The organism is Streptomyces composti, from assembly GCF_012034205.1.
GTDB classification, from domain to species: Bacteria; Actinomycetota; Actinomycetes; order Streptomycetales; family Streptomycetaceae; genus Streptomyces; species Streptomyces composti.
In genome coordinates this window covers 279,138-298,069 of record NZ_JAATEM010000001.1, presented here as the reverse complement: position 1 = coordinate 298,069, position 18,932 = coordinate 279,138, and the positions used below count along the sequence as shown (strand labels likewise).

17 protein-coding genes and 1 pseudogene are annotated in these 18,932 nt (G+C 73.1%); 11 read left to right on the top strand and 7 right to left on the bottom strand.

The window, feature by feature from the left end; all coding sequences use genetic code 11:
- Positions 1–246 precede the first annotated feature (246 nt).
- From HCJ93_RS01335 to HCJ93_RS01325, 3 genes are read left to right on the top strand one after another with little or no spacing between them, the layout of a single operon-like run.
- On the top strand, positions 247–1,254 hold the full coding sequence (locus HCJ93_RS01335; protein ID WP_167990259.1) for an iron-containing redox enzyme family protein: 1,008 nt from the start codon (positions 247–249) through the stop codon (positions 1,252–1,254).
- Positions 1,244–1,930: a HemK2/MTQ2 family protein methyltransferase gene (locus HCJ93_RS01330; RefSeq protein WP_167990258.1), complete on the top strand. Its 687-nt coding sequence runs from the start codon at positions 1,244–1,246 to the stop codon at positions 1,928–1,930. Before HCJ93_RS01335 ends, HCJ93_RS01330 begins: the two co-directional genes overlap by 11 nt.
- Positions 1,911–2,108 carry a CDGSH iron-sulfur domain-containing protein gene (locus HCJ93_RS01325; protein WP_167990256.1) on the top strand — a complete coding sequence of 66 codons (198 nt, stop codon included), beginning with the start codon at positions 1,911–1,913 and terminating at the stop codon, positions 2,106–2,108. The genes HCJ93_RS01330 and HCJ93_RS01325 overlap by 20 nt, the downstream gene beginning before the upstream one ends.
- Positions 2,109–2,325: 217 nt before the next feature.
- On the opposite strand, the gene HCJ93_RS01320 is transcribed toward HCJ93_RS01325, so the two are convergent.
- Complete coding sequence (locus HCJ93_RS01320) at positions 2,326–2,760, bottom strand: subtilase-type protease inhibitor (protein ID WP_167990255.1); 435 nt, start codon at positions 2,758–2,760, stop codon at positions 2,326–2,328.
- A 548-nt stretch (positions 2,761–3,308) separates the two neighbouring features.
- Here HCJ93_RS01320 and HCJ93_RS01315 point away from each other — a divergent pair.
- Positions 3,309–4,469 (top strand): lactate 2-monooxygenase, encoded by a 1,161-nt coding sequence (locus tag HCJ93_RS01315; RefSeq protein ID WP_167990253.1) that lies wholly within the window; start codon positions 3,309–3,311, stop codon positions 4,467–4,469.
- Positions 4,470–4,625: 156 nt separating this feature from the next.
- Here the strand turns inward: HCJ93_RS01315 and HCJ93_RS01310 are convergent, their stop codons facing one another.
- From HCJ93_RS01310 to HCJ93_RS01300, 3 genes are all read right to left on the bottom strand, one after another.
- Positions 4,626–6,266: an RICIN domain-containing protein gene (locus HCJ93_RS01310; protein ID WP_167990252.1), complete on the bottom strand. Its 1,641-nt coding sequence runs from the start codon at positions 6,264–6,266 to the stop codon at positions 4,626–4,628.
- A gap of 595 nt (positions 6,267–6,861) precedes the next feature.
- On the bottom strand, positions 6,862–7,239 hold the full coding sequence (locus HCJ93_RS01305; protein ID WP_167990250.1) for a toxin Doc: 378 nt from the start codon (positions 7,237–7,239) through the stop codon (positions 6,862–6,864).
- A 3-nt stretch (positions 7,240–7,242) separates the two neighbouring features.
- The gene (locus HCJ93_RS01300; RefSeq protein WP_167990248.1) at positions 7,243–7,488 is read right to left on the bottom strand and encodes a hypothetical protein; all 246 of its coding nucleotides are present in this window, start codon (positions 7,486–7,488) and stop codon (positions 7,243–7,245) included.
- 189 nt (positions 7,489–7,677) lie between these two features.
- Here HCJ93_RS01300 and qcrB point away from each other — a divergent pair.
- The 3 genes and pseudogenes from qcrB (at position 7,678) to HCJ93_RS01285 (ending at position 12,436) form a co-directional block, all read left to right on the top strand.
- Positions 7,678–9,180: pseudogene (qcrB, locus tag HCJ93_RS01295) on the top strand (cytochrome bc1 complex cytochrome b subunit).
- A gap of 139 nt (positions 9,181–9,319) precedes the next feature.
- The gene (locus tag HCJ93_RS01290; RefSeq protein WP_167990247.1) at positions 9,320–11,701 is read left to right on the top strand and encodes a SpoIIE family protein phosphatase; all 2,382 of its coding nucleotides are present in this window, start codon (positions 9,320–9,322) and stop codon (positions 11,699–11,701) included.
- 48 nt (positions 11,702–11,749) lie between these two features.
- The gene (locus tag HCJ93_RS01285; protein ID WP_167990245.1) at positions 11,750–12,436 is read left to right on the top strand and encodes a DUF4232 domain-containing protein; all 687 of its coding nucleotides are present in this window, start codon (positions 11,750–11,752) and stop codon (positions 12,434–12,436) included.
- Between the two features lie 23 nt (positions 12,437–12,459).
- On the opposite strand, the gene HCJ93_RS01280 is transcribed toward HCJ93_RS01285, so the two are convergent.
- A complete protein-coding gene (locus tag HCJ93_RS01280; protein WP_167990243.1) occupies positions 12,460–14,307 on the bottom strand; it encodes a ricin-type beta-trefoil lectin domain protein in 1,848 nt (615 codons plus the stop codon).
- 440 nt (positions 14,308–14,747) lie between these two features.
- Between HCJ93_RS01280 and HCJ93_RS01275 the strand changes: the two genes are divergently transcribed.
- Positions 14,748–15,197, top strand: a complete 450-nt coding sequence (locus HCJ93_RS01275) for a nitroreductase family deazaflavin-dependent oxidoreductase (protein WP_167990241.1) — start codon at positions 14,748–14,750, stop codon at positions 15,195–15,197.
- Between the two features lie 114 nt (positions 15,198–15,311).
- On the opposite strand, the gene HCJ93_RS01270 is transcribed toward HCJ93_RS01275, so the two are convergent.
- Positions 15,312–16,229: a cation diffusion facilitator family transporter gene (locus HCJ93_RS01270; protein ID WP_167990397.1), complete on the bottom strand. Its 918-nt coding sequence runs from the start codon at positions 16,227–16,229 to the stop codon at positions 15,312–15,314.
- A 142-nt stretch (positions 16,230–16,371) separates the two neighbouring features.
- Here HCJ93_RS01270 and HCJ93_RS01265 point away from each other — a divergent pair, with 142 nt between their 5' ends.
- The gene (locus HCJ93_RS01265; RefSeq protein WP_167990240.1) at positions 16,372–17,397 is read left to right on the top strand and encodes a glutathione S-transferase family protein; all 1,026 of its coding nucleotides are present in this window, start codon (positions 16,372–16,374) and stop codon (positions 17,395–17,397) included.
- 46 nt (positions 17,398–17,443) lie between these two features.
- Positions 17,444–17,752 carry a DUF4235 domain-containing protein gene (locus HCJ93_RS01260; protein WP_167990238.1) on the top strand — a complete coding sequence of 103 codons (309 nt, stop codon included), beginning with the start codon at positions 17,444–17,446 and terminating at the stop codon, positions 17,750–17,752.
- A gap of 138 nt (positions 17,753–17,890) precedes the next feature.
- Here the strand turns inward: HCJ93_RS01260 and HCJ93_RS01255 are convergent, their stop codons facing one another.
- Entirely contained in the window at positions 17,891–18,283 is a 393-nt protein-coding gene (locus tag HCJ93_RS01255; RefSeq protein WP_167990236.1) for a VOC family protein, read from the bottom strand.
- 247 nt (positions 18,284–18,530) lie between these two features.
- Between HCJ93_RS01255 and HCJ93_RS01250 the strand changes: the two genes are divergently transcribed.
- Positions 18,531–18,923: an anti-sigma factor antagonist gene (locus HCJ93_RS01250; RefSeq protein WP_309141282.1), complete on the top strand. Its 393-nt coding sequence runs from the start codon at positions 18,531–18,533 to the stop codon at positions 18,921–18,923.
- Positions 18,924–18,932: the final 9 nt, after the last annotated feature.

The window sequence follows — 18,932 nt, the reverse complement described above, 5'->3', positions numbered from 1 at the left end:
ACCGGCGGCCGAGGAGGTCCTGCGCGAGGCGGAGCAGGCAGGACGGCGCGTCCATGGCTCCGAGGGGAGCGCCGGCGCGGAGGGGCCGGTGACGCCCGGAAGCCGGGCGAGGACGCGCAGGAGCAGGCGGCGGACGACCCGGGGGACGGCACGGGCGCCCTGCCGCGGCGGCCGGCCGGTGGCCCGCCGGGCGGCCCGTGCCGCGCCCGACCGGATGACGGGGCGCGTCCGGGGTACTCGGGGCGCATGCACAGCCATGAACCTCAGCTGCCCGAGGCACGCGGCCCGCTCAGTGCGGCCGTGCTCGGCCATCTGCGCGGCACCGGTCCCCTCCCCCCGCCCGGCGGCATCGCCGGCTCCCCCGTCTACGGCGACGATCTGCAGCTCGCGCTGTATGTCTGCTACGAGCTGCACTACCGCGGGTTCGCGGGCGTGCCGCCGGAACTGGAGTGGGATCCGGAGCTGCTGCGCACCCGGGCCGCCCTGGAGGACCGTTTCCTCGCCGCGCTGCGCGCCGACGCCACCGTGCACCAGGGGGCCGAGGAGGCCCTGGCCGGGCTGCTGGTGGAGCCGGTGGACGGCGCGGGCGTCAGTCACTTCCTGCGGGACAAGGGCGAGCTGTGGCAGATCCGTGAGTACGCCGCGCAGCGTTCGCTGTACCACCTCAAGGAGGCCGACCCGCACGCCTGGGTGCTGCCCCGGTTGCGGGGGCGGGCGAAGGCGGCGATGGCGGCGGTGGAGTTCGACGAGTACGGCGGCGGCCGTGCCGAGCGCCTGCACGCCCGGCTGTTCGCGGACCTGATGACGGACCTGGGCCTGGACACCACCTACGGCCGGTATCTGGACGCGGCGTGTGCGGAGCTGCTGGCGACGGTGAACCTGATGTCCCTGTTCGGCCTGCACCGCGCGCTGCGCGGGGCCCTGGTGGGGCACTTCGCGACCGTCGAGATCACCTCCTCCCCGGGCTCCCGCAGGCTCGCGGAGGCGATGCGCCGCACCGGCGCGGGACCGGCCGCCGAGCACTTCTACGACGAGCACGTCGAGGCGGACGCGGTGCACGAGCAGGTCGTACGGCACGACGTCATCGGCGGACTGCTGGAGGACGAGCCGCATCTGGAGGCGGACATCGCCTTCGGCGTGGACGCCACCGAGTTCCTCGAGGACCGGCTCGGCGAGGCCCTGCTGGCCCACTGGCGGGAGGGCCGGTCGTCACTGCGCACCCCGTTGTCACCGGAGCTCGCTCATGTCCCGTGAATCACGGGGTACCCGGTGGTGCGTGAATCTCTTGGCACCCCCTGGTGTGTACGCCCCGCAGGAAGACACGGAGCTGCTGACCGACGCACTGGCGGACGAGCCCGTCCCGGCGGGCTCGGAGGCGCTCGACGTCGGTACCGGTTCGGGCGCCCTCGCCCTGGCGGCGGCCCGCCGCGGGCTGCGGGTCACGGCGGTCGACGTCTCCCGGCGAGCGGTGTGGGCGACCCGCCTCAATTCGCGGCGGGCCCGGGTCCCGGTCCGCGTCTGCCGCGGCAATCTGTTCACCCCGGTGGCCGACCGGACCTTCGACCTGATCCTGGCCAATCCCCCGTATGTGCCCGCGTCGGCGGACTACGGGCTGCCGCGCGGTGCGGCCCGGGCCTGGGACGCGGGCGGCGACGGCCGCCTGATCCTGGACCGGCTCTGCATACAGGCGCCCGGGCGGCTGCGGCCCGGTGGTGTGCTGCTGCTCGTGCAGTCGGCGCTCAGCGGGCCCGAGGTGACCCTGGGGCTGCTGCACACGGCCGGTCTGAAGGCCGCGGTGACCCGGCGCCGGCGCATCGCGTTCGGCCCGGTGCTGCGGTCCAGGGCGCACTGGCTGCGCGAGCGCGGGCTGCTGCCCGCCTGTGAGGACACCGAGGAACTGGTGGTGATCCGTGCCGAACTCCCCGTCTGACACCCCGCGTCGGGTCACCGTCCAGCGCAAGGGCCCGCTGCTGGTGGAGGGTCCGGTGGAGGTGGAGCTGGAGGACGGGACGGTCCTGCGCTCGGACCGCTTCCGGGTCGCCCTGTGCACCTGCCGCCGCAGCCGGCGCTATCCGTGGTGCGACACCAGCCACCGGGACCGGGCCTAGAGCCCTCGGCACGGGCGCGGAGAGCCGCCTCGGACGCGCAAAGGGGCCCGAGTGCACTGGTGTGTGCACTCGGGCCCGTGCGCAAGAGCCGAAGGCCGGCGGGCGGCCCCACTCCGTCCGCCGGCCTCCTTGCGCGAGATCGCACGTTCCGCGAGGGGGCTCGCACTCCCCAATCTGCGAACCGCCGCGCGGTCACGGGAACCGTGCGATCCCGGTCTCAGAAGGCGAAGACGGCAGAACCGTGCGCGTTCATCACGCAGGCGTTGCCGAAGGTGCGCTCGTAGGAGACGCGCTTGCCCTCCCAGACGCCGTCGACGGTGACGACGACCGGGTCGTACTGCTTGGTGCAGAAGACGCCCGGACGCATCTTCAGGGCGTTGAGGTCGCCGCCCACGCCGCGCAGCTCGTCACAGGCCGAGGCGGCGGCGGGATGGGTGCCCGAGGGCTGGGGGGCACAGGTCAAGGTGACCGCGCGTTCCGGTGTGGCGCTCATCGCGTTCTCGCCGTGACCCACGGTCAGCACCAGGGCCGAGGGGGCGTAGAGCGCGGACGGGCCGGATCCCGGGGCTGCCGACGCGGCACCCGCCAGGGGTGCGAGGACGGCGGCGGCCGTGAGGCCGAGGGTGGTGGCCCAGCGCGCGGTGTTCCGCATTGTGTGCATCCTTCCGCTCGTGTGAAGCGCCGGCTCGAGCTCGGTCGGTGCCGAACCGGCGTGCCGGAGTCTGCCGAGTCCGGCGCGGAAACTCATCTCGACCGTGCGGATTTCAGTAACCTTGCGTGTTGAATCAGTGGCGGGAAGTCACGGGAGGGACGCGCGTCGACCGCGTAATCACACGGCTACGGTGTGCGGGAAATTGCCATATGGCCGAAACTCAGCTGCTCGTTAATAGGCCTGAAACATTCCGTTTCTGTCCTTCGCAGAGCGGTTCGCGACCCCCGACGTTCATGATCGGTCGCTCTCTCGGCGATCGGGGACCGGTTCCTGATGCCCCGGGAACGGCCCCGCCGCCGGCGGTGAGCGGCCCCCGTCGCCGGTGACGGCGGTCGAGGTCCGGGCATGACGGGATGCGCGCCCGCGGCGGGGGCACCCCGCACCGCGTTCCGCTGCCGTCCGAGCAGGTACGTTTCCGCGTACCGGCCGGTATGGTCGGCCCGCAGGCCGGACGGTGTGACGTGACGTGGAAAGGCGGGGCGGCTCGCATGGGCAAGCACTGGGCGGACTTCCAGTACGAGATCTATCTGAACGGCATGTCCGGGGCCGTGCCCCGGCTGCCCACGGATCTGACCCGGCTGGAGGAGCTGACGGAGCAGCGCCTCGGGCCGGGCCCGGTCGGCTACGTCGCGGGCAGCGCCGGCGACGGCAGTACCGCACGGGCCAACCGGGCCGCCCTGGAGCGACGGCGGATCGTGCCGCGCATGCTGCGGGACGTGCACGAGCGCGATCTGTCGGTCGAGGTCCTGGGCCGCTCGCTGCCGGCGCCGCTGGCGCTGGCGCCGGTCGGGGTGCTGTCGATCATGCACCCGGAGGGCGAGACCGCGGCGGCTCGCGCGGCCGCCGCCCAGGGCGTGCCGTTCATCCTGTCGTCCGCCTCCAGCACGCCGATGGAGCAGGTCGCGGAGGCGATGGGCGACGCGGAACGCTGGTTCCAGCTCTACTGGCCGAAGGATCCGGAGGTGGCCCGCAGCTTCCTCGGCCGGGCGAGGGCCGCCGGGTACTCCGTGCTGGTGGTCACCCTGGACACTCCCCTGCTGTCCTGGCGCCCCCGCGACCTCGACCAGGCGTATCTGCCGTTCCTGCGTGGCGTGGGCACCGCCAACTACTTCTCCGATCCCGCCTTCCAGGCGGGACTGGCCAAGCCCGTGCACGAGGATCTCGACGCGGCGGTGCTGCACTTCGTCGGCCTGTTCTCCGACCCGGCCAAGACCTGGCCGGACCTGGCCTTCCTGCGGGAGCACTGGGACGGGCCGATCGTCCTCAAGGGCGTGCTGCACCCCGACGACGCCCGGCTCGCCGCCGACGCAGGGATGGACGGGGTCGTGGTGTCCAACCACGGCGGCCGTCAGGTGGCCGGGGCGATCGGCGCGGCGGACGCACTGCCGGAGGTCGTCGAGGCGGTGGGCGACCGGCTCACCGTGCTGTTCGACAGCGGGGTGCGCACCGGTGACGACGTGTTCAAGGCGCTGGCGCTCGGTGCGCGGGCGGTGCTGCTCGGGCGGCCGTACGTCTACGGGCTCGGGCTCGAGGGGCAGGCCGGCGTCGAGCATGTGATCCGCTGCCTGCTGGCCGAACTGGACCTCACCCTCGCCCTGTCCGGCCATGCCGGCTGCGGCACCGTCACAGCCGCGGATCTCGTCGTCTAGACGTGCTTCCGGTCCGGCGGTCGGCCGTCGGGTTCCGGCCGGTGCGGGCCATGGCCCGCACCGGCCGGGAGCAGGTCCTCGCCCGCCCGGCCCGGGGGGCCTCAGCCCCGCCCCGGCCGGAGCGCACGCCGGCCCGTCCCCGCCGGGGCGGTCCGGCTACGGCAGGGGCTCGGTCAGCGAGGCGTGCCGGGCCGCCCGTGTGGTGGGGCCGCTGTCCGACAGGGAACCGGTGGCGGACTCGCCGACCGGGTCGGTCACCCAGCGCTGACCGGTCGTCCGGTCCCGGACCTTGACGACGATGTCGGCGTTCGCGTCGAGGCCGGCCGGGGTGAGCGCCATCTGCGGGTCCCAGCGGGGCAGCAGTTCGCCGAGCGGGGTCAGGTCGTAGCGCACGTCGTCGCCCCGTCCGTCGCCCTCCTCGGCACAGGTGCCCAGCACCACGACCCCGGCGTCCTTGTGCGAGTCCAGGCACAGCCCCGGATCGGCGACGCTGCGCAGCAGCCCGTCGTCCTCGAACGTCCACTGCTGGCTCCACCCCGAGGAGCAGTCCGCGAGCCGGAGGCCGGACCCGTCCCGGGGCTCGCCCCGGGTGTCGAGGCACAGCCCGGAGCCGACGTTGCGCAGCCGGACCTGCCCCGCTGCCGTGGGCAGCCCGGCGACGCCGGGCGGGGACACCGACGGCACGACACCCCCGCCACCGGTGCTGCTGCTGGCTCCGGTGGGGTCGGCGCCCTCGCCGCCGGGCGAGGACGGCCCGGCGATGAGCACGCTGACCAGCACACCGGCCGACACCGCGCCGAGGCCGGTGAGCAGCGTCCGGGTGGAGCGCACCGGGTCCGGCAGGCTCAGGCTGTGCAGCCGGGAGGGGACGGGAATGCGGGACAGCAGTCCGTGGCGTCCCCTCCCTCCGTGACCGCCGCGGCGGCGGCCGCGGCGCGCCGCCCGCCCGCCGTGACCGGAGGAGGTGCGGCCGGGGCGGGAGTCGAGATAGCGGCGGGCGCCCCACCCGAGCACCGCCTCGGCGATGAGAGTGCCGAGGCCGCTCTCGAAGTGGCCGAGCTGGTCCGCCGCGTCACGGCAGTGCCGGCACTCCGCCAGGTGCTCGCGCACGTCCGGCAGCAGGGCCCCGCCGCGCCGGATCGGGACGTCGAGCAGGCGGTTGTAGAACCGGCAGTCCGGGCTCGGTGCCAGTTCCTGATGGGCATGGACACATGCCTGACGGAATCTGTCCCGGGCCTGTTCGAGAGTGCCCGAGGCGATGTCAACGTCCATGCCGAGGAGTCCGGCGGGCACGGATATGGGTTCCGCCTCCACCTCGACATGCCAGAGCAAACAGCGCGCAGGTCCGGGCAGCGACCGGAATGCCCGCTGGGCGAGCTGGCGATTTTCCGGAGTCATCGTGGTGGCGGCGCGCATCCCGCGCCCGCCCGCGGGTTTCTGCAAGCCCGGCAGCGCATTTGTTATTCGATCGTCTTCCGCCCACGCGCGGACCGTGTCCCGTACCGCCACCAGGAGTTCCGGGCGCAGTGCGGCGGCCGGTTCCCCGGCGGTGACCCGGTTCAGGACCCGGTGCAGGGCGGCCGCGGCGACCATGGCCGCGAGCCGCCCCGAGGAGGCGAGGCAGACGGTGGCGTAGTCGTACATCGACTGCCAGTGCCGAGCCGTCAGCAGCGCGACGGAATCGGCGGCCTCGCCCTCCGGACGGCCCCGCAGCCGGGCGGCGAGGGACTCGTCGGACTCACCGTGATCCCCGCCGGGCGGCGCATACGGAGGTCGAGGGGGGTGGGGGGTGGGCACTGAGATGGTTCCTTCCCACGCGCAGGTGACACAGGAGTTGCGGTACGCCGAAAAGGAAGCCCGATTGGTTCATACCTCTTTGGCGTGAGCGCGGGGGTGCGAATTCACCGCCGGTGAATCGGACCCGGTTGCTCAACACGTGTGCGATCCCCGGTCATTACCCCCCGCGGATGGCTCACTCTCGCACAAGCGGCACATGTGCAACAAGGTGCATGAGGAAGATCTGCGCGTTGACAAAAAGTCAGAAAGAAAAAGGGGTGCGTTCTTCCTCGAAACGACTTTCGCTCCGGGTTTTCGGACGGGCCCGCACACCCCGTGTGAACGGCACGCCCCAGCCGACCGCGCCGCGCACGCTCCCGGCGCACGCCGGGGCGTAGTCAACTGGTCACGGCCCTTCTCGGAGGTCAGGCGCAGGACGGCGGCTCTCCTGCGCGAACGGCCGCCGGCCCTGTTCTCCCTCCCGCCCTCGGCCGGCGGCCCGAGGGGCCCTCCCCGCTCCGGCGCCGCACACGTCCGGCACCCAAGGCGTCAGGGGCTCCGACGGCAGGATCCGCCGGGGGTCCCGGCGCCGGATCCGCCCCATCGGCTGCGGCGGTCAGATCTGCCAGGAGCGGAGCCGGTCGGCGGCCCCGTAGATGTCGGTCTCACCGGACATCAGATCGCGCGCCAGGTCGACCAGCGCCCCGTAGGGCGGGTCGATACCGACGCCGCTGACGAACATGTACGCCACCGCGGTCGCGCAGGCGAAGCGGGCGTTGGCCGACGGCAGCGGCCGGAGCACCGCGAGGGTGTGCAGCAGCGCCGCGGCCCGCCAGGCGGGGTCCGAGTCCACACCGAGGCGCGGCGGGTCCACGCGGTGCCGGGCGACGGCGGCGACCAGCGCGGAGAAGTCGTTGATGACGGGCTGGTCCGGGAGGACCTCCTCGTGCCGCTGGAGCAGCCAGGGCACGTCGATGTGGAGGACGGATGCCATGGGTCAGGCGACCCGCCCCTCACCCTTGGCGGGAGGTTCGTCGTCCGGGAAGGCGGCCGCGAACTCGTCGGCATGGGAGGAGAAGAAGCGGCGGAAGGCCTCCGCCCCCTCCTGAAGCGCCCGGTGGCGGGCTATGTCGGCAGCCGCCGCCTCGCGCACGAGCGCCTTCATGGACGTACCGCGCTCCTTGGCGATCTGCCGCAGGTCCTCTAGCTCGCGGTCGCTGAACTCCACGTTGAGAGCTGGCATGGCTTCACGGTACCGCTCGGGTACTGGGCCGTAAATAGCCCCAGGTCACAGGCGATACGCAGCGGTACCTGCCGGGTGCGGGCGGTGAGCTGCGGGTGAGACCCGCGCCACACGCCGGTGCGGGTATGTCACGGACCGGACCCCCGTCTCCGTCACAGGGCTGTCAGGTGCGTACACGGGAGGGCGCCCATGGACGGCGCGCGAGGGGAACGGCTCGCCGACTGGTCCGACGGGCGGCTCGGCATCCACCGGCTGGGCCGCAGGTATCTGCGCAAGGTCTTTCCCGACCACTGGTCGTTCCTGCTGGGCGAGATCTGTCTGCACAGCTTCGTGGTGCTGGTCCTCACCGGCGTCCATCTGACGCTGTTCTTCCATCCGTCGATGAACGAGGTGACGTACCACGGCGGTTACACGCCCCTGAACGGGGTGCGGATGTCCGAGGCGTACGCCTCCACGCTGGAGATCAGCTTCGATGTGCGCGGCGGGCTGCTGATCCGGCAGCTGCACCACTGGGCGGCGCTGGTGTTCGTCGCCGGGATGCTGACGCACATGATGCGGCATTTCTTCACCGGCTCGTTCCGCAAGCCGCGCGAGGTCAACTGGCTGTTCGGCTGACTGCTGCTGTTCCTCGCCCTGTTCGAGGGCCTGTTCGGCTACTCGCTGCCGGACGATCTGCTGTCCGGCACCGGGCTGCGGTTCGTGGACGGCGCGCTGCTGTCGGTGCCGCTGGTGGGGACGTACCTGTCGATGTTCCTGCTGGGCGGCGAGTTCCCCGGCGACGACGTGGTGGCCCGCTTCTACGCCCTGCACGTGCTGGTGATCCCGGGGATCATGGCGGCGCTGGCGGTGGCCCACGTGCTGCTGGTCGTCCACCACAAGCACACCCAGTTCGCGGGGCCCGGCCGGACCGAACGCAATGTGGTGGGTGCCCCGTTCCTGCCGGTCTACCTGGCGAAGGCAGGCGGCTTCTTCTTCCTGGTCTTCGGGGTGCTGGCGCTGACCGCGGGGGTGGCCACCATCAACCCGGTCTGGGCCTACGGACCGTACCGCCCCGACCAGGTCTCCACCGGCGCGCAGCCCGACTGGTACCTGGGATTCGCCGAGGGCCTCGTGCGGATCATGCCGGGCTGGGAGATCGACGCCTGGGGACACACCCTGGCTCCCGGGGTGTTCGTCCCGGTCGTGGTCTTCCCGCTGCTGCTGGCGTTCATCGGCGCGTATCCGTTCCTGGAGGCCCGGTTCACCAGGGACGACCGCGAGCACCACATCCTGGACCGGCCGCGCGACCGTCCCGTGCGCACCGGCATCGGCGCGGTCTGGATCAGCCTCTATCTGGTGCTGCTCGCGGGCGGCGGCAACGACCTGGTGGCGACCCGGCTCCATCTGTCGATCAACACGGTCACCTGGGCGGTGCGCGTCGCGGTGTTCGTCGTGCCTGCCGTGGTCTTCGTGGTCACCCGGCGCATCTGCCTCGGGCTGCAGCTGCGCGACGCGGAGCTGGCGGAGCACGGCCGGGAGACCGGGGTGATCGAGCGGCTGCCGCACGGCGGGTACGTGGAGGTGCGCCGGCCGCTCGACCCGGCCCGGAGGTACACGCTGACCGCGCACCGGCAGCCCGCCGCGGCCGTGGAACGGGCCCGGACCGGCCGGCCGCCCGAAGCACCCTCCGGACCGGACGAGGGGTCCGGCTGACGCGGGGGCGGCCGCCGATCGCGCGTGCCGGGTCCCCGGGTCGGGTGGTACTCCGGAACCACGCGGGCTCCCGACGCACTAGGCTGGAACTCAGGCGATACACCGGTTCACGGTGAGTGTGCGCGATGGAGTGGCGACGATGAGTCCGGACGACCCGTTCGACGATGCCGAGACGGCCCGGGCCGTGATCGCCGCCGACGGCACCCTCACACAGTGGAACGAGGGGGCGCGGCTGCTGCTCGGCCACACGGCGGAGGAGGTCGTCGGTCGTCCGGCCGCCGAGCTGCTGGCCGAGGAGGAGGACACGCCGCGGCCGCCGGTGGACGCCCGCTGGAGCGGCACCCTCACCCTGCGGCACCGGGACGGCACCACCGTGACCGCCTGGGTCCTCGCCCACCGCAGGGACGCGGACGGGGAGGGCCCCGGTGACTGGCTCGCGGTGTCGCCGCTGAAGCCCCCGGACGACGAGCAGTCCGACGACCCGCTGGTCCGGGCGGCCATGTCCCAGTCGCCCTGCGCCACCATGGTGTTCGACGAGCATCTGCGGCTGCGCGGGGTCAACGACGAGATGGCCGAGCTGCTCGGGCTGCCCGCCGAGTACCTGCGCGGCCTGAGGCCCACCGACGTGGGCGGCCGGCACCAGCACGCGGAGCTGGAGCAGCACCTGCGCCAGGTGCTGCGCACCGGGCGGCGGCACGACATGGAGACCTTCATGAAGGCCACCGGAGAGGCGCGCGCGCACGCCTGGCTGGCCAGGATGGCGCCCCTCACCGACCAGGCCGGCCGGGTGCGCGGGGTGTGCGTGACGGCCCACGACTTCACCGGCCAGTACCGGGCGCGAGAACGGCTGCAGCTGGTCAACGAGGCCAGCATCCGCATCGGCACCACCCTCGACGTCACCCGCACGGCCCAGGAGCTGGCCGAGGTCTGTGTGCCGGCGCTCGCCGACTTCGTCAGCGTCGACCTGCTGGAGCCGCAGGAGCCGGGCAGCGACCCCGTCAGCCCGCTGAACCCGCCCGTCGTGCTGCGCCGGGTCGCCCATCACTCCGTCATCCCCGGCAGCCCCGAGTCGGTCACCGACACCGGTGAGGTGGTGGTCTACCCGGCCGCCGCGCCCCAGGCGGACTCGCTGATCGCGGGGCACAGCATCATCGCCTCGGTGCCCGCAGGCGATCTCGACCCGTGGCTGCAGGTGGACGAGGTCCGGGCCGCCCAGATCGAACGGTTCGGCGTCCACTCGATGCTGTCGGTACCGCTCCAGGCGCGCGGCACCACGCTCGGCGTGGCCGCCTTCACCCGCTACCGGCGCCCCGAGACGTTCACCCACGACGACGTGCTGCTGGCCGAGGAGGTCAGCGCCCGCGCCGCCGTGTGCATCGACAACGCCCGCCGCTACTCCCGCGAGCGTGAGACCACGCTGACCCTGCAGCGCAGTCTGCTCCCCCGCCATCTGCCCAGCACGGCCGCCGTGGAGGCGGCCTCCCGCTATCTCCCGGCCGCGCGCTCCGGGGTGGGCGGCGACTGGTTCGACGTGATCCCGCTGTCCGGGATGCGGGTGGCGATGGTGGTCGGGGACGTCGTCGGGCACGGCATAACGGCGTCGGCGACCATGGGCCGGCTGCGCACGGCCGTGCGCACCCTCGCCGACATCGACCTGGCACCGGAGGAACTCCTCACCCACCTCGACGACCTGGTGCTGCACCTGTCGCAGGAGTCGGGCGACGGCAGCCCGGGCGAGATCGGCGCGACCTGTCTGTACGCGGTGTACGACCCGGTGTCGCGCCGCTGCACCCTGGCCAGGGCCGGGCATCCGCCGCCCGTGATCGTCCCGCCCGACGGCCGTGCCCGGCAGCTCGAACTCCCCACCGGGCCCCCGCTCGGGCTGGGCGGGCTGCCCTTCGAGTCCACCGAGATCGACCTGCCCGAGGGCACGGTGCTGGCCTTCTACACCGACGGGCTGCTCGCGTCGCGCACCCGGGACGTGGAGGCCGGCCACGCACTGCTGTGCGAGGCGCTGGCGCACGCGCCGTCGGGACCGCTGGACGAGACCTGCGACCGGGTGCTGCACACGCTGCTGCAGCCGGGCGGCACGGCGGACGACGTGGCGCTGCTGGTCGCCCGCACCCACGGGCTGCCGGCCTCCCAGGTCGCCACCTGGGACATCCCCGCCGATCCGGCGCTGGTCGCCCCCATCCGCAAGCAGGTCCTCGACCAGCTCGGCGTCTGGTCGTTGACCGACGCCTCCTTCACGGCCGAGCTGGTGGTCAGCGAGCTGGTCACCAACGCCATCCGGTACGGCGCCCCGCCGATCCGGCTGCGGCTGATCCACGACGGCTCCACGCTGATCTGCGAGGTGTCCGACACCAATCACACCGCGCCGCATCTGCGCCGGGCCAAGACCTGGGACGAGGGCGGCCGGGGGTTGCTCCTGGTCGCCCAGCTCACCCAGCGCTGGGGCAGCAGACACACCGCGGAGGGCAAGACCATCTGGGCGGAACTCGGGGTGCTGGAGGAGCGGTGAGCGCGGGCCCGCCGCACCGCGTCCGGGGCCCGGGAAGAGAGGTGGACCATGGCGTACGCACGACGCACGGTGTGGCTCGCGAGCGCGGCGGCGGTGCTCGCCGCCCTCGCGGCCTGCGGCACCCGGACCGGCGGCGCGGACCCGGCTGCGTCCGCTCCCGCCGGACGGAGTTCGGCCGCCTCGCCGGCGCCCGCGATGCCGAGCGACACCGTCGCCGCCTCGGTGCGCTCCGCCGCGCGCACCCCCGCCGCGGATGCGGCCGAGCGGTCCGAGCCGGACGGGGCGTCCCGCTCGTCCGCGGCGTCGTCGTGGTCCGCGAGCCGCTGCCGGACGTCCGAACTGAGCGCGAGCGCCGGCCGGATGGATCCGGGGGCCGGGCAGCGCAACGTCCCGGTGGTGCTGACCAACGCCTCCTCGCGCATCTGCACGGTGTACGGCTATCCGGGTGCCGCGTTCGTGGACGCGGCGGGACGGCAGCTCGGCCCGGACCCGGTGCGCACTCCCGGCGAGCTGCGCAGGGTGACGCTGGAGCCCGGCGAGAGCGCCTGGGCGGGACTGCGCTATTCCAGCCCGGAGATCTCCGGCGCCCGCACGGCCCGTCCTGCCGCGCTGCTGGTCACCCCGCCGGACGAGCGGGAGCCGCTGCGGGTGCCCTGGAAGGCCGGTGAGGTGCCGGTGGCGGGCAACCACTCCACGGTGTTCCTGACGGTGCTGCAGCCCGGCACCGGGCCCTGACACCCGGGACACCCGGGGCATGATCAACGGGGCCGGCCGCCGGTGAGCCGGGCGGGTCCGGTGGGCTCGGTGTCCCAGTGGACGGCCTTGAGGCGGGGGTCGGCCGGGACGACGGTGCCGAGCGTCCAGCGCTGGGGGTCGTCGTCGGTGCGGACCTTCAGTACGAGGGCGCCCGAGCCGTCGGTGGCGGCGGGGGCGAGCGCCAGCCGCTGGTCGGAGCGGGGCACCAGGGTGCCCTGGACGGTGTAGTCGTAGCGCACGTCGTCGGTGCGTTCTCCCGGGCCGCCGGTGCAGGCGCCGAGGCGCACCTCGTAGCCGACGCGGGAGTCCAGGCACAGCTCGGGGTCCGCGGCGTTGTGCAGCCGCCCGTCGGTCTCGTACGTCCACAGCTGGTCGTCGGCGCCGGAGCAGGGGGCGAGCACCGCCTCCGCGCCGGTGACGGCCCGCCCGCCGGCCAGGCCGACGCACAGGCCGGAGGCGGTGTTGCGCAGTTGCCCGCGCAGGGCGCCCTCGATGATCCTGCCGGTGCCGATCCAGGACGGGTCGCGGCCGCCCGGAGGGGTGGCTCCCGCCCCCGGTGTGCGGGAGGCCGGGCCGCCGGCGCGCGGCGGGGTGCGGCCGGTGTCGTCGTCGGACCCGAGGACGGCCCAGAGGACGAGCGGGAGGACGATCAGGCCGCTCAGGCCGAGCGCCCCGGCCACGAGGTGGCCCCGGCGGACGGCTCGGCGGCGGGGCGCGGCGTGCCGGGGTCCCGGTGCCAGGTGGTGGTCGCGCCGGGACGGCGGGCTGCTGCGGCGGGGCACCGGGAACGAATCGGACGACTGCCCCGGAAACGGCTCTGCAATGGGGTGCGAAAAGGACTCGGCGGGACGCGAACGGTCCGTTTCCGCACCGAATTGGTCGAACGCCTCCGCGCCTGCTCCAGAGAATTCCGCGATGTTTTCGAATGTGCGCTCGCCGGTGAGATCTCCGGCGGCCAGCGCGATATCCATCAGTTGCCGGGCCGGCGGTATCCCGCCCGGTCGTGCGGGTTCGCCGGCCGTCTCGGCTCTGGCCGCCACGTAGTCCCGGGCGCGCCAGCCGAGCACCGCCTCCGCCAGTGCGGTGCCGACCCCGTCGTTGAAACGGGTGAGCTGGTCCGCCGCGTACCGGCAGTGGGTGCAGCTCTGCAGGTGCCGGCGCAGGTCGGGGTCGAGGGCGACGCCGGTGCGGCGGCAGCTGACGTCCAGCATGCGCAGATAGCTGCGGCACTCCTGGTCCGGGGCGAGTTCGCGGTGCAGCTGGAGGCATTCGTCCCGGAACCGGGCCCGGGCGCGCTCCAGCTGGAGGCGGGCGTTCTCCTCGTCGGTGCCGAGCAGCCGGGCGAACACGGCGAGCGGTTCGGACTCGGCCTCGGCGTGCCACAGCAGGCACCGCGCGGACTCGTTCAGCCGCTGGAACGCCCCGGAGAGCAGACGGCGTTCGGGGCGCGGCAGCAGCAGCGCGGCCAGTCGCCCGGGGTCTCCCGCGGCGGCCCTGAGGGAGGGGTGGAGCAGGTCCCGCCGGTCGTCGGCGTGCCATTCGGCGGCGATTCGGCGGACGGTGACGAGCAGCCGCGGCCGCCAGGCGGAGGTGGGGCCGCTCAGCCGCATGGTCTCGCCGAAGAGCCGGGTGAACGCGGCGGTGGTGAGCATGCCGGCGGCGCGGGCGCCGTCGGTGCACAGGCCCGCGTAGGCGAAGACCGCCTCCCAGTGCCGGTCCAGCAGCTCCCCGGCGGGGTGCAGCGCGGGTGCGGCCCCCGTCCAGGTCCTGAGCTCGGTACTCAGCTGCTCGTCCGTGAGGCCGTAGGAGCGGGACGAGTCCCGGGAATCGGACGGGCCGGTGCGCTTCACGGCTGCGTTCCTCTCGGGGACGTTCAAGAATGCATTGTCTGCACGCCGACGGCGTCACACCTTTGCACAGTACGACGAGCGGGAACAAGGGATTCCACGGTTTCTCCTCCACCCCCGCAGCCCGGTGTTCATTGACTTTTTGTCAATGCCATTCGGTGCCGGGAATTCCCGCCCGCCGGAAAACGGTCGGCCGCACCACGCTGCGACCGGCGTCCGCGCGGCGCTCGGTGTCATGCTGCTCGGCCCCGCCGCCGTCGTCCGCTTCCCGGCTCCGGGGCCGGGCACGCGGGCGGGCGGCTGGTGACGGCCCTGACGGCCGTCGTGGTGATGACGTTCCCCCACCCCTGCGGACGGCCGTGTCGCACGGATGATCCCGGGGGTCCTCGGTGTTGTATCTGGGAGGGACAGCCGAGGCCGGTACGACGAGGGGACGGATGAGCATGCCTCTTGAGGGAGAGTACGAACCGAGCCCGACCCAGTGGGTGCGTGAGCAGGTTGAGCTGTACGAGCGCTCGGGCGGCACCAAGGGCACGACCCTGCAGGGGACCGACTACCCGGTGGTCGTGCTCACCAGCCGCGGGGCCAGGTCCGGGAAGCTGCGCAAGACGCCGGTGATGCGGGTCGAGCACGAGGGACGCTATGCGGCGGTGGCCTCGCTGGGCGGGGCACCCAGGCACCCGTACTGGTACTTCAATCTGAAGGCCCACCCTCATGTGGAGCTGCAGGACGGCCCGGTGAAGCGGGACATGACGGCCCGTGAGGTCACCGGGGCGGAGAAGGACGAGTGGTGGAAGCGAGCGGTCGCGGCCTATCCGCCGTACGCCGACTACCAGAAGAAGACCGACCGGGAGATCCCGGTGTTCGTGCTCGAGCCCGTCGACGGCGGGTGACCTCCCCGCCGCCGTGAAGCGGACCTCATGCCCCGGCGGACGGCTCGGGAGGGGATTCGGCCTATTCCTTGCCGTCCGGTGTGCATGAACTCCGCGGGGACGGGCACGTGAGTGTCAGGCCCCGCCGCGTTCCCCCGTCGCGGCGGGGCTCTCCCATGCCTCGCACGCCTCGGCGGCCCGGTGGTCGGTGACATCGAGGAAGATCTGTTCCGCCTCCGGCGCGACGCCGGAGATGGACCGTTTGATGCGCACGGCCACCTCCTCCACCCGCTCGCTGTCCAGCCCCGGCGCCAGATCGACCCGGGCCGCCACCAGAGCCGTGTCCAGACCCGTCTTCATGGTGAACAGCGCCTCCACGCTGTCGATCTCCGGCTGGGCTCGCAGCAGGGACCGGATCCGCTCGTCGGCCTCCGGGTCGGCGGCCTCGCCGATCAGCTGGCTGCGGGCGTCACGTCCGAGCCGGTAGGCCACGTACACGAGCAGGGTGCCGATGGCGAGCGAGGCGGCGGCCTCCCACACCGCCTGCCCGGTCCTCATGTGCAGCAGCATGCCGGCGGCGGCCAGGCTCACACCCAGCACGGCGGTGCCGTCCTCGGCGATCACCGTGCGCAGCGCGGGGTCGCGCAGTCCGCCGCCCTGCCGTCGCACCTGGTACAGGGCGCGCAGCAGGGAGGCTCCCTCGGCGAGGAAGGCGACGAGGACGACGAGTCCGGCGGTGTAGCCGCCGGTGGCCTGTGCTCCGCCGCCGTGCAGGGCTTCGACACCCTGGTAGAAGGAGAAGCAGCCGCCCATGATGAAGATGCCCACGGCGGCGAGGAGCGACCAGAAGAACCGCTCCTTGCCGTAGCCGAAGGGGTGGCGCCGGTCCGGTGGGCGTCGGCTGCGGCGCAGGGCGGCCAGCAGGAACACCTCGTTCATGCTGTCGGCCACCGAGTGCGCGGCCTCCGACAGCAGGGCCGGCGAGGCGACGGCGAGCCCGCCCACGGCCTTCGCCGCCGCTATCACCACATTGGCCCCGAGCGCCACCAGCACGGTGATCCGGGTCCTGCGATCCGATCGTGTACTCACGTCGGGCGATTGCCCCGGTCGGCCTAGGCCACACCGTGCCGGCCGCGGAAAACGGGGAACGCGGTCACTGGGACCTGCGAACGGGAACGGCGAGGAGGAGGCGACCATGAGCCGCGACGGCGCGGACGGAGGCAACAGTGCCTACGGCAGGAAGGCTTTCCGGCGGTCGAAGGCACACTTCCGGGACCGGATCACGGCGGACGGCCGGGAGGGCTGGCCGGTGGAGGCGGGCCGCTACCGGCTGGTGGTCAGCCGGGCCTGCCCCTGGGCGAGCCGCGCGCTGATCTCCCGGCGGCTGCTCGGGCTGGAGGACGCGCTGTCACTGGCCGTGGTGGATCCCCTCCAGGACGACCGCAGCTGGCGTTTCACCCTGGACCCCGGTGGCCGGGACCCGGTCCTCGGCATCCGCTACCTCAGCGAGGCCTACGACCGGCGCGAGCGGGACTACCCGGGCGGGGTGAGCGTGCCGGCGATCGTGGACGTGCCCACGGGGAAGCTGGTCACCAACGACTACCAGCAGATCACCCTGGACTTCGCCACCGAGTGGACGGCCCTGCACCGGGACGGGGCCCCCGACCTGTACCCGAAGGAGCGGCGCGAGGAGATCGACGCGATCATGGAGGACGTCTTCCGGGACGTCAACAACGGCGTCTACCGTGCGGGGTTCGCCACCGGTCAGGAGGAGTACGAGGCGGCCTGCCGGGACGTGTTCCGCCGTCTCGAGCTGCTGGCCGAGCGTCTGGAGCGGCAGCGGTATCTGGTCGGGGACACCATCACCGAGGCGGACATCCGGCTGTTCACCACGCTGGTGCGGTTCGACCCCGTGTATCACGGTCACTTCAAGTGCAACCGCTGGAAGCTGACGGAGAACCGGGTGCTGTGGGCGTACGCCCGCGACCTCTACCAGACCCCGGGCTTCGGCGACACCGTCGACTTCGACCACATCAAGCGCCACTACTACCAGGTGCACACAGGCATCAACCCGACCCGCATCGTCCCCCTCGGCCCCGACCTGTCGGGCTGGCTGACGCCTCATCACCGCGAGGAGCTGGGCGGGCGGCCGTTCGGGGACGGCACCCCGCCGGGGCCGGTCCGCGCCGACGAGGAGGTCCCCGCCCGAGGGCGCCCCTGACCCCGACCCACCGACCGCACACAGCCCACCGAGCTAGGAGATCCACGTGGCGAAGAAGAGCAAGAAGCCGAAGCTGCCGCTGGCGTACAAACCGATCGGGTTCGCCCTCAGCTGGACGGGCGGAACCCTGGCCGGGCTCGCCTTCCAGAAGACCTGGAAGATGATCCGGCACGAGGACAACGCGCCGGACGCGCTGGACCGGGACCGCCGCTGGGGCGAGATCCTGCTGGCCGCCGCGATCCAGGGAGCGATCTTCGCGGCGGTGCGCAGTGCCGTGGACCGGGCCGGCGCCAAGGCCATCGAGCGCCGCACCGGCGTGTGGCCGGTCACCGACAAGGACAAGGGCCGCGACTGACCTGCCGCCGAGGTCCTTCGGGCGCACGACGGCCGGGCGCGGGGAGCGTGTTCCCCGCGCCCGGCCGTGCCGTGAATGCCCGGAGGCCGTGCCGGGTGCACCCCGCACGGTGCGCCCCGCGGGCGGGGCGGGGAGGACTCAGCCCTGCTTGGGTGCCGTGGACGGGCCGCAGCGCAGGGTGAAGGAGTGGCCGGACGGGTCGGCGTAGCCGCGTTCCTCCAGCGGGCCGCCGGTGTCGGACGCCTCCACCGGGCGCCCGCCGAGGGACACGATCCTGCGTTCCGCCGCGTCGAGGTCGTCCACCACGAACTCCAGGTGCGCCTGGAGGGAGTTCTCCGGGCGGGGCCAGCTGGGAGCGGTCGCGTTCATGTCGCGGCGCAGCGCCAGCCGGAAGCCGTCGGCGGAGCGGAGCTCCACCCGGCCGGCGCCCGCCTCGGTCTCCTCCGCGTCCAGCAACTCCCGGTAGAACTCGGCCAGTTTCTCGGGTTCGGCGCAGTCCAGCACCACCACGCCCGCCGTCACCACCGTCATGTCTCCTCCGCTCAGGTTCGCCGCTCGCGGGGCAGGCCCGCGCCCCGCCCGGTGGAGAACGGTTATCCCCAGAGAGCAGAATCAGTCGGCCGGCGCACCAGCGACCGCAAATCGAAGACATATGTCAATCGAACATGCTCAAAATCTGTCGAGCGAGGGTAACTTGCTTGACGGCGAACGGCGTTGGCGTCGTCCGCCCGTCCCCGTGGTACCCCCGCGCACGGAGCAGGCTGGAGGCGATGGCGTCGTGCGGCACGAATCTGCACCGCTGACCCGGCATCTGCGCGTCCTGCGGGAGCGGGGGCACACGGTGCTGGAGTTCCGCGGTGAGATCGACATCGCCGCGGCCGAGGAGATCGTGCCGCATCTGGACGCGGCGACCGCGGTCCCGGACCCGCGCGTGGTCATCGATCTTTCGCGGATCGAGTTCTTCGACTGCTCGGGTCTGCGGCTGCTCTACCGGGCCAGGCACCGGGTCGCGGACCGTCGTGGACGGCTGCAGCTGGTGTGTACCCACCCGCTGACCCTGCGCATGCTGCGGATCACCGGCCTGTCCCGGCTGCTGCCGCCCCGGCCGACCCTGAAGGCCGCGCTGGAGGCGGCCCGGGAGCAGCCGGAGGCGACGACCGACCCCGTCTGACCGTCCGGG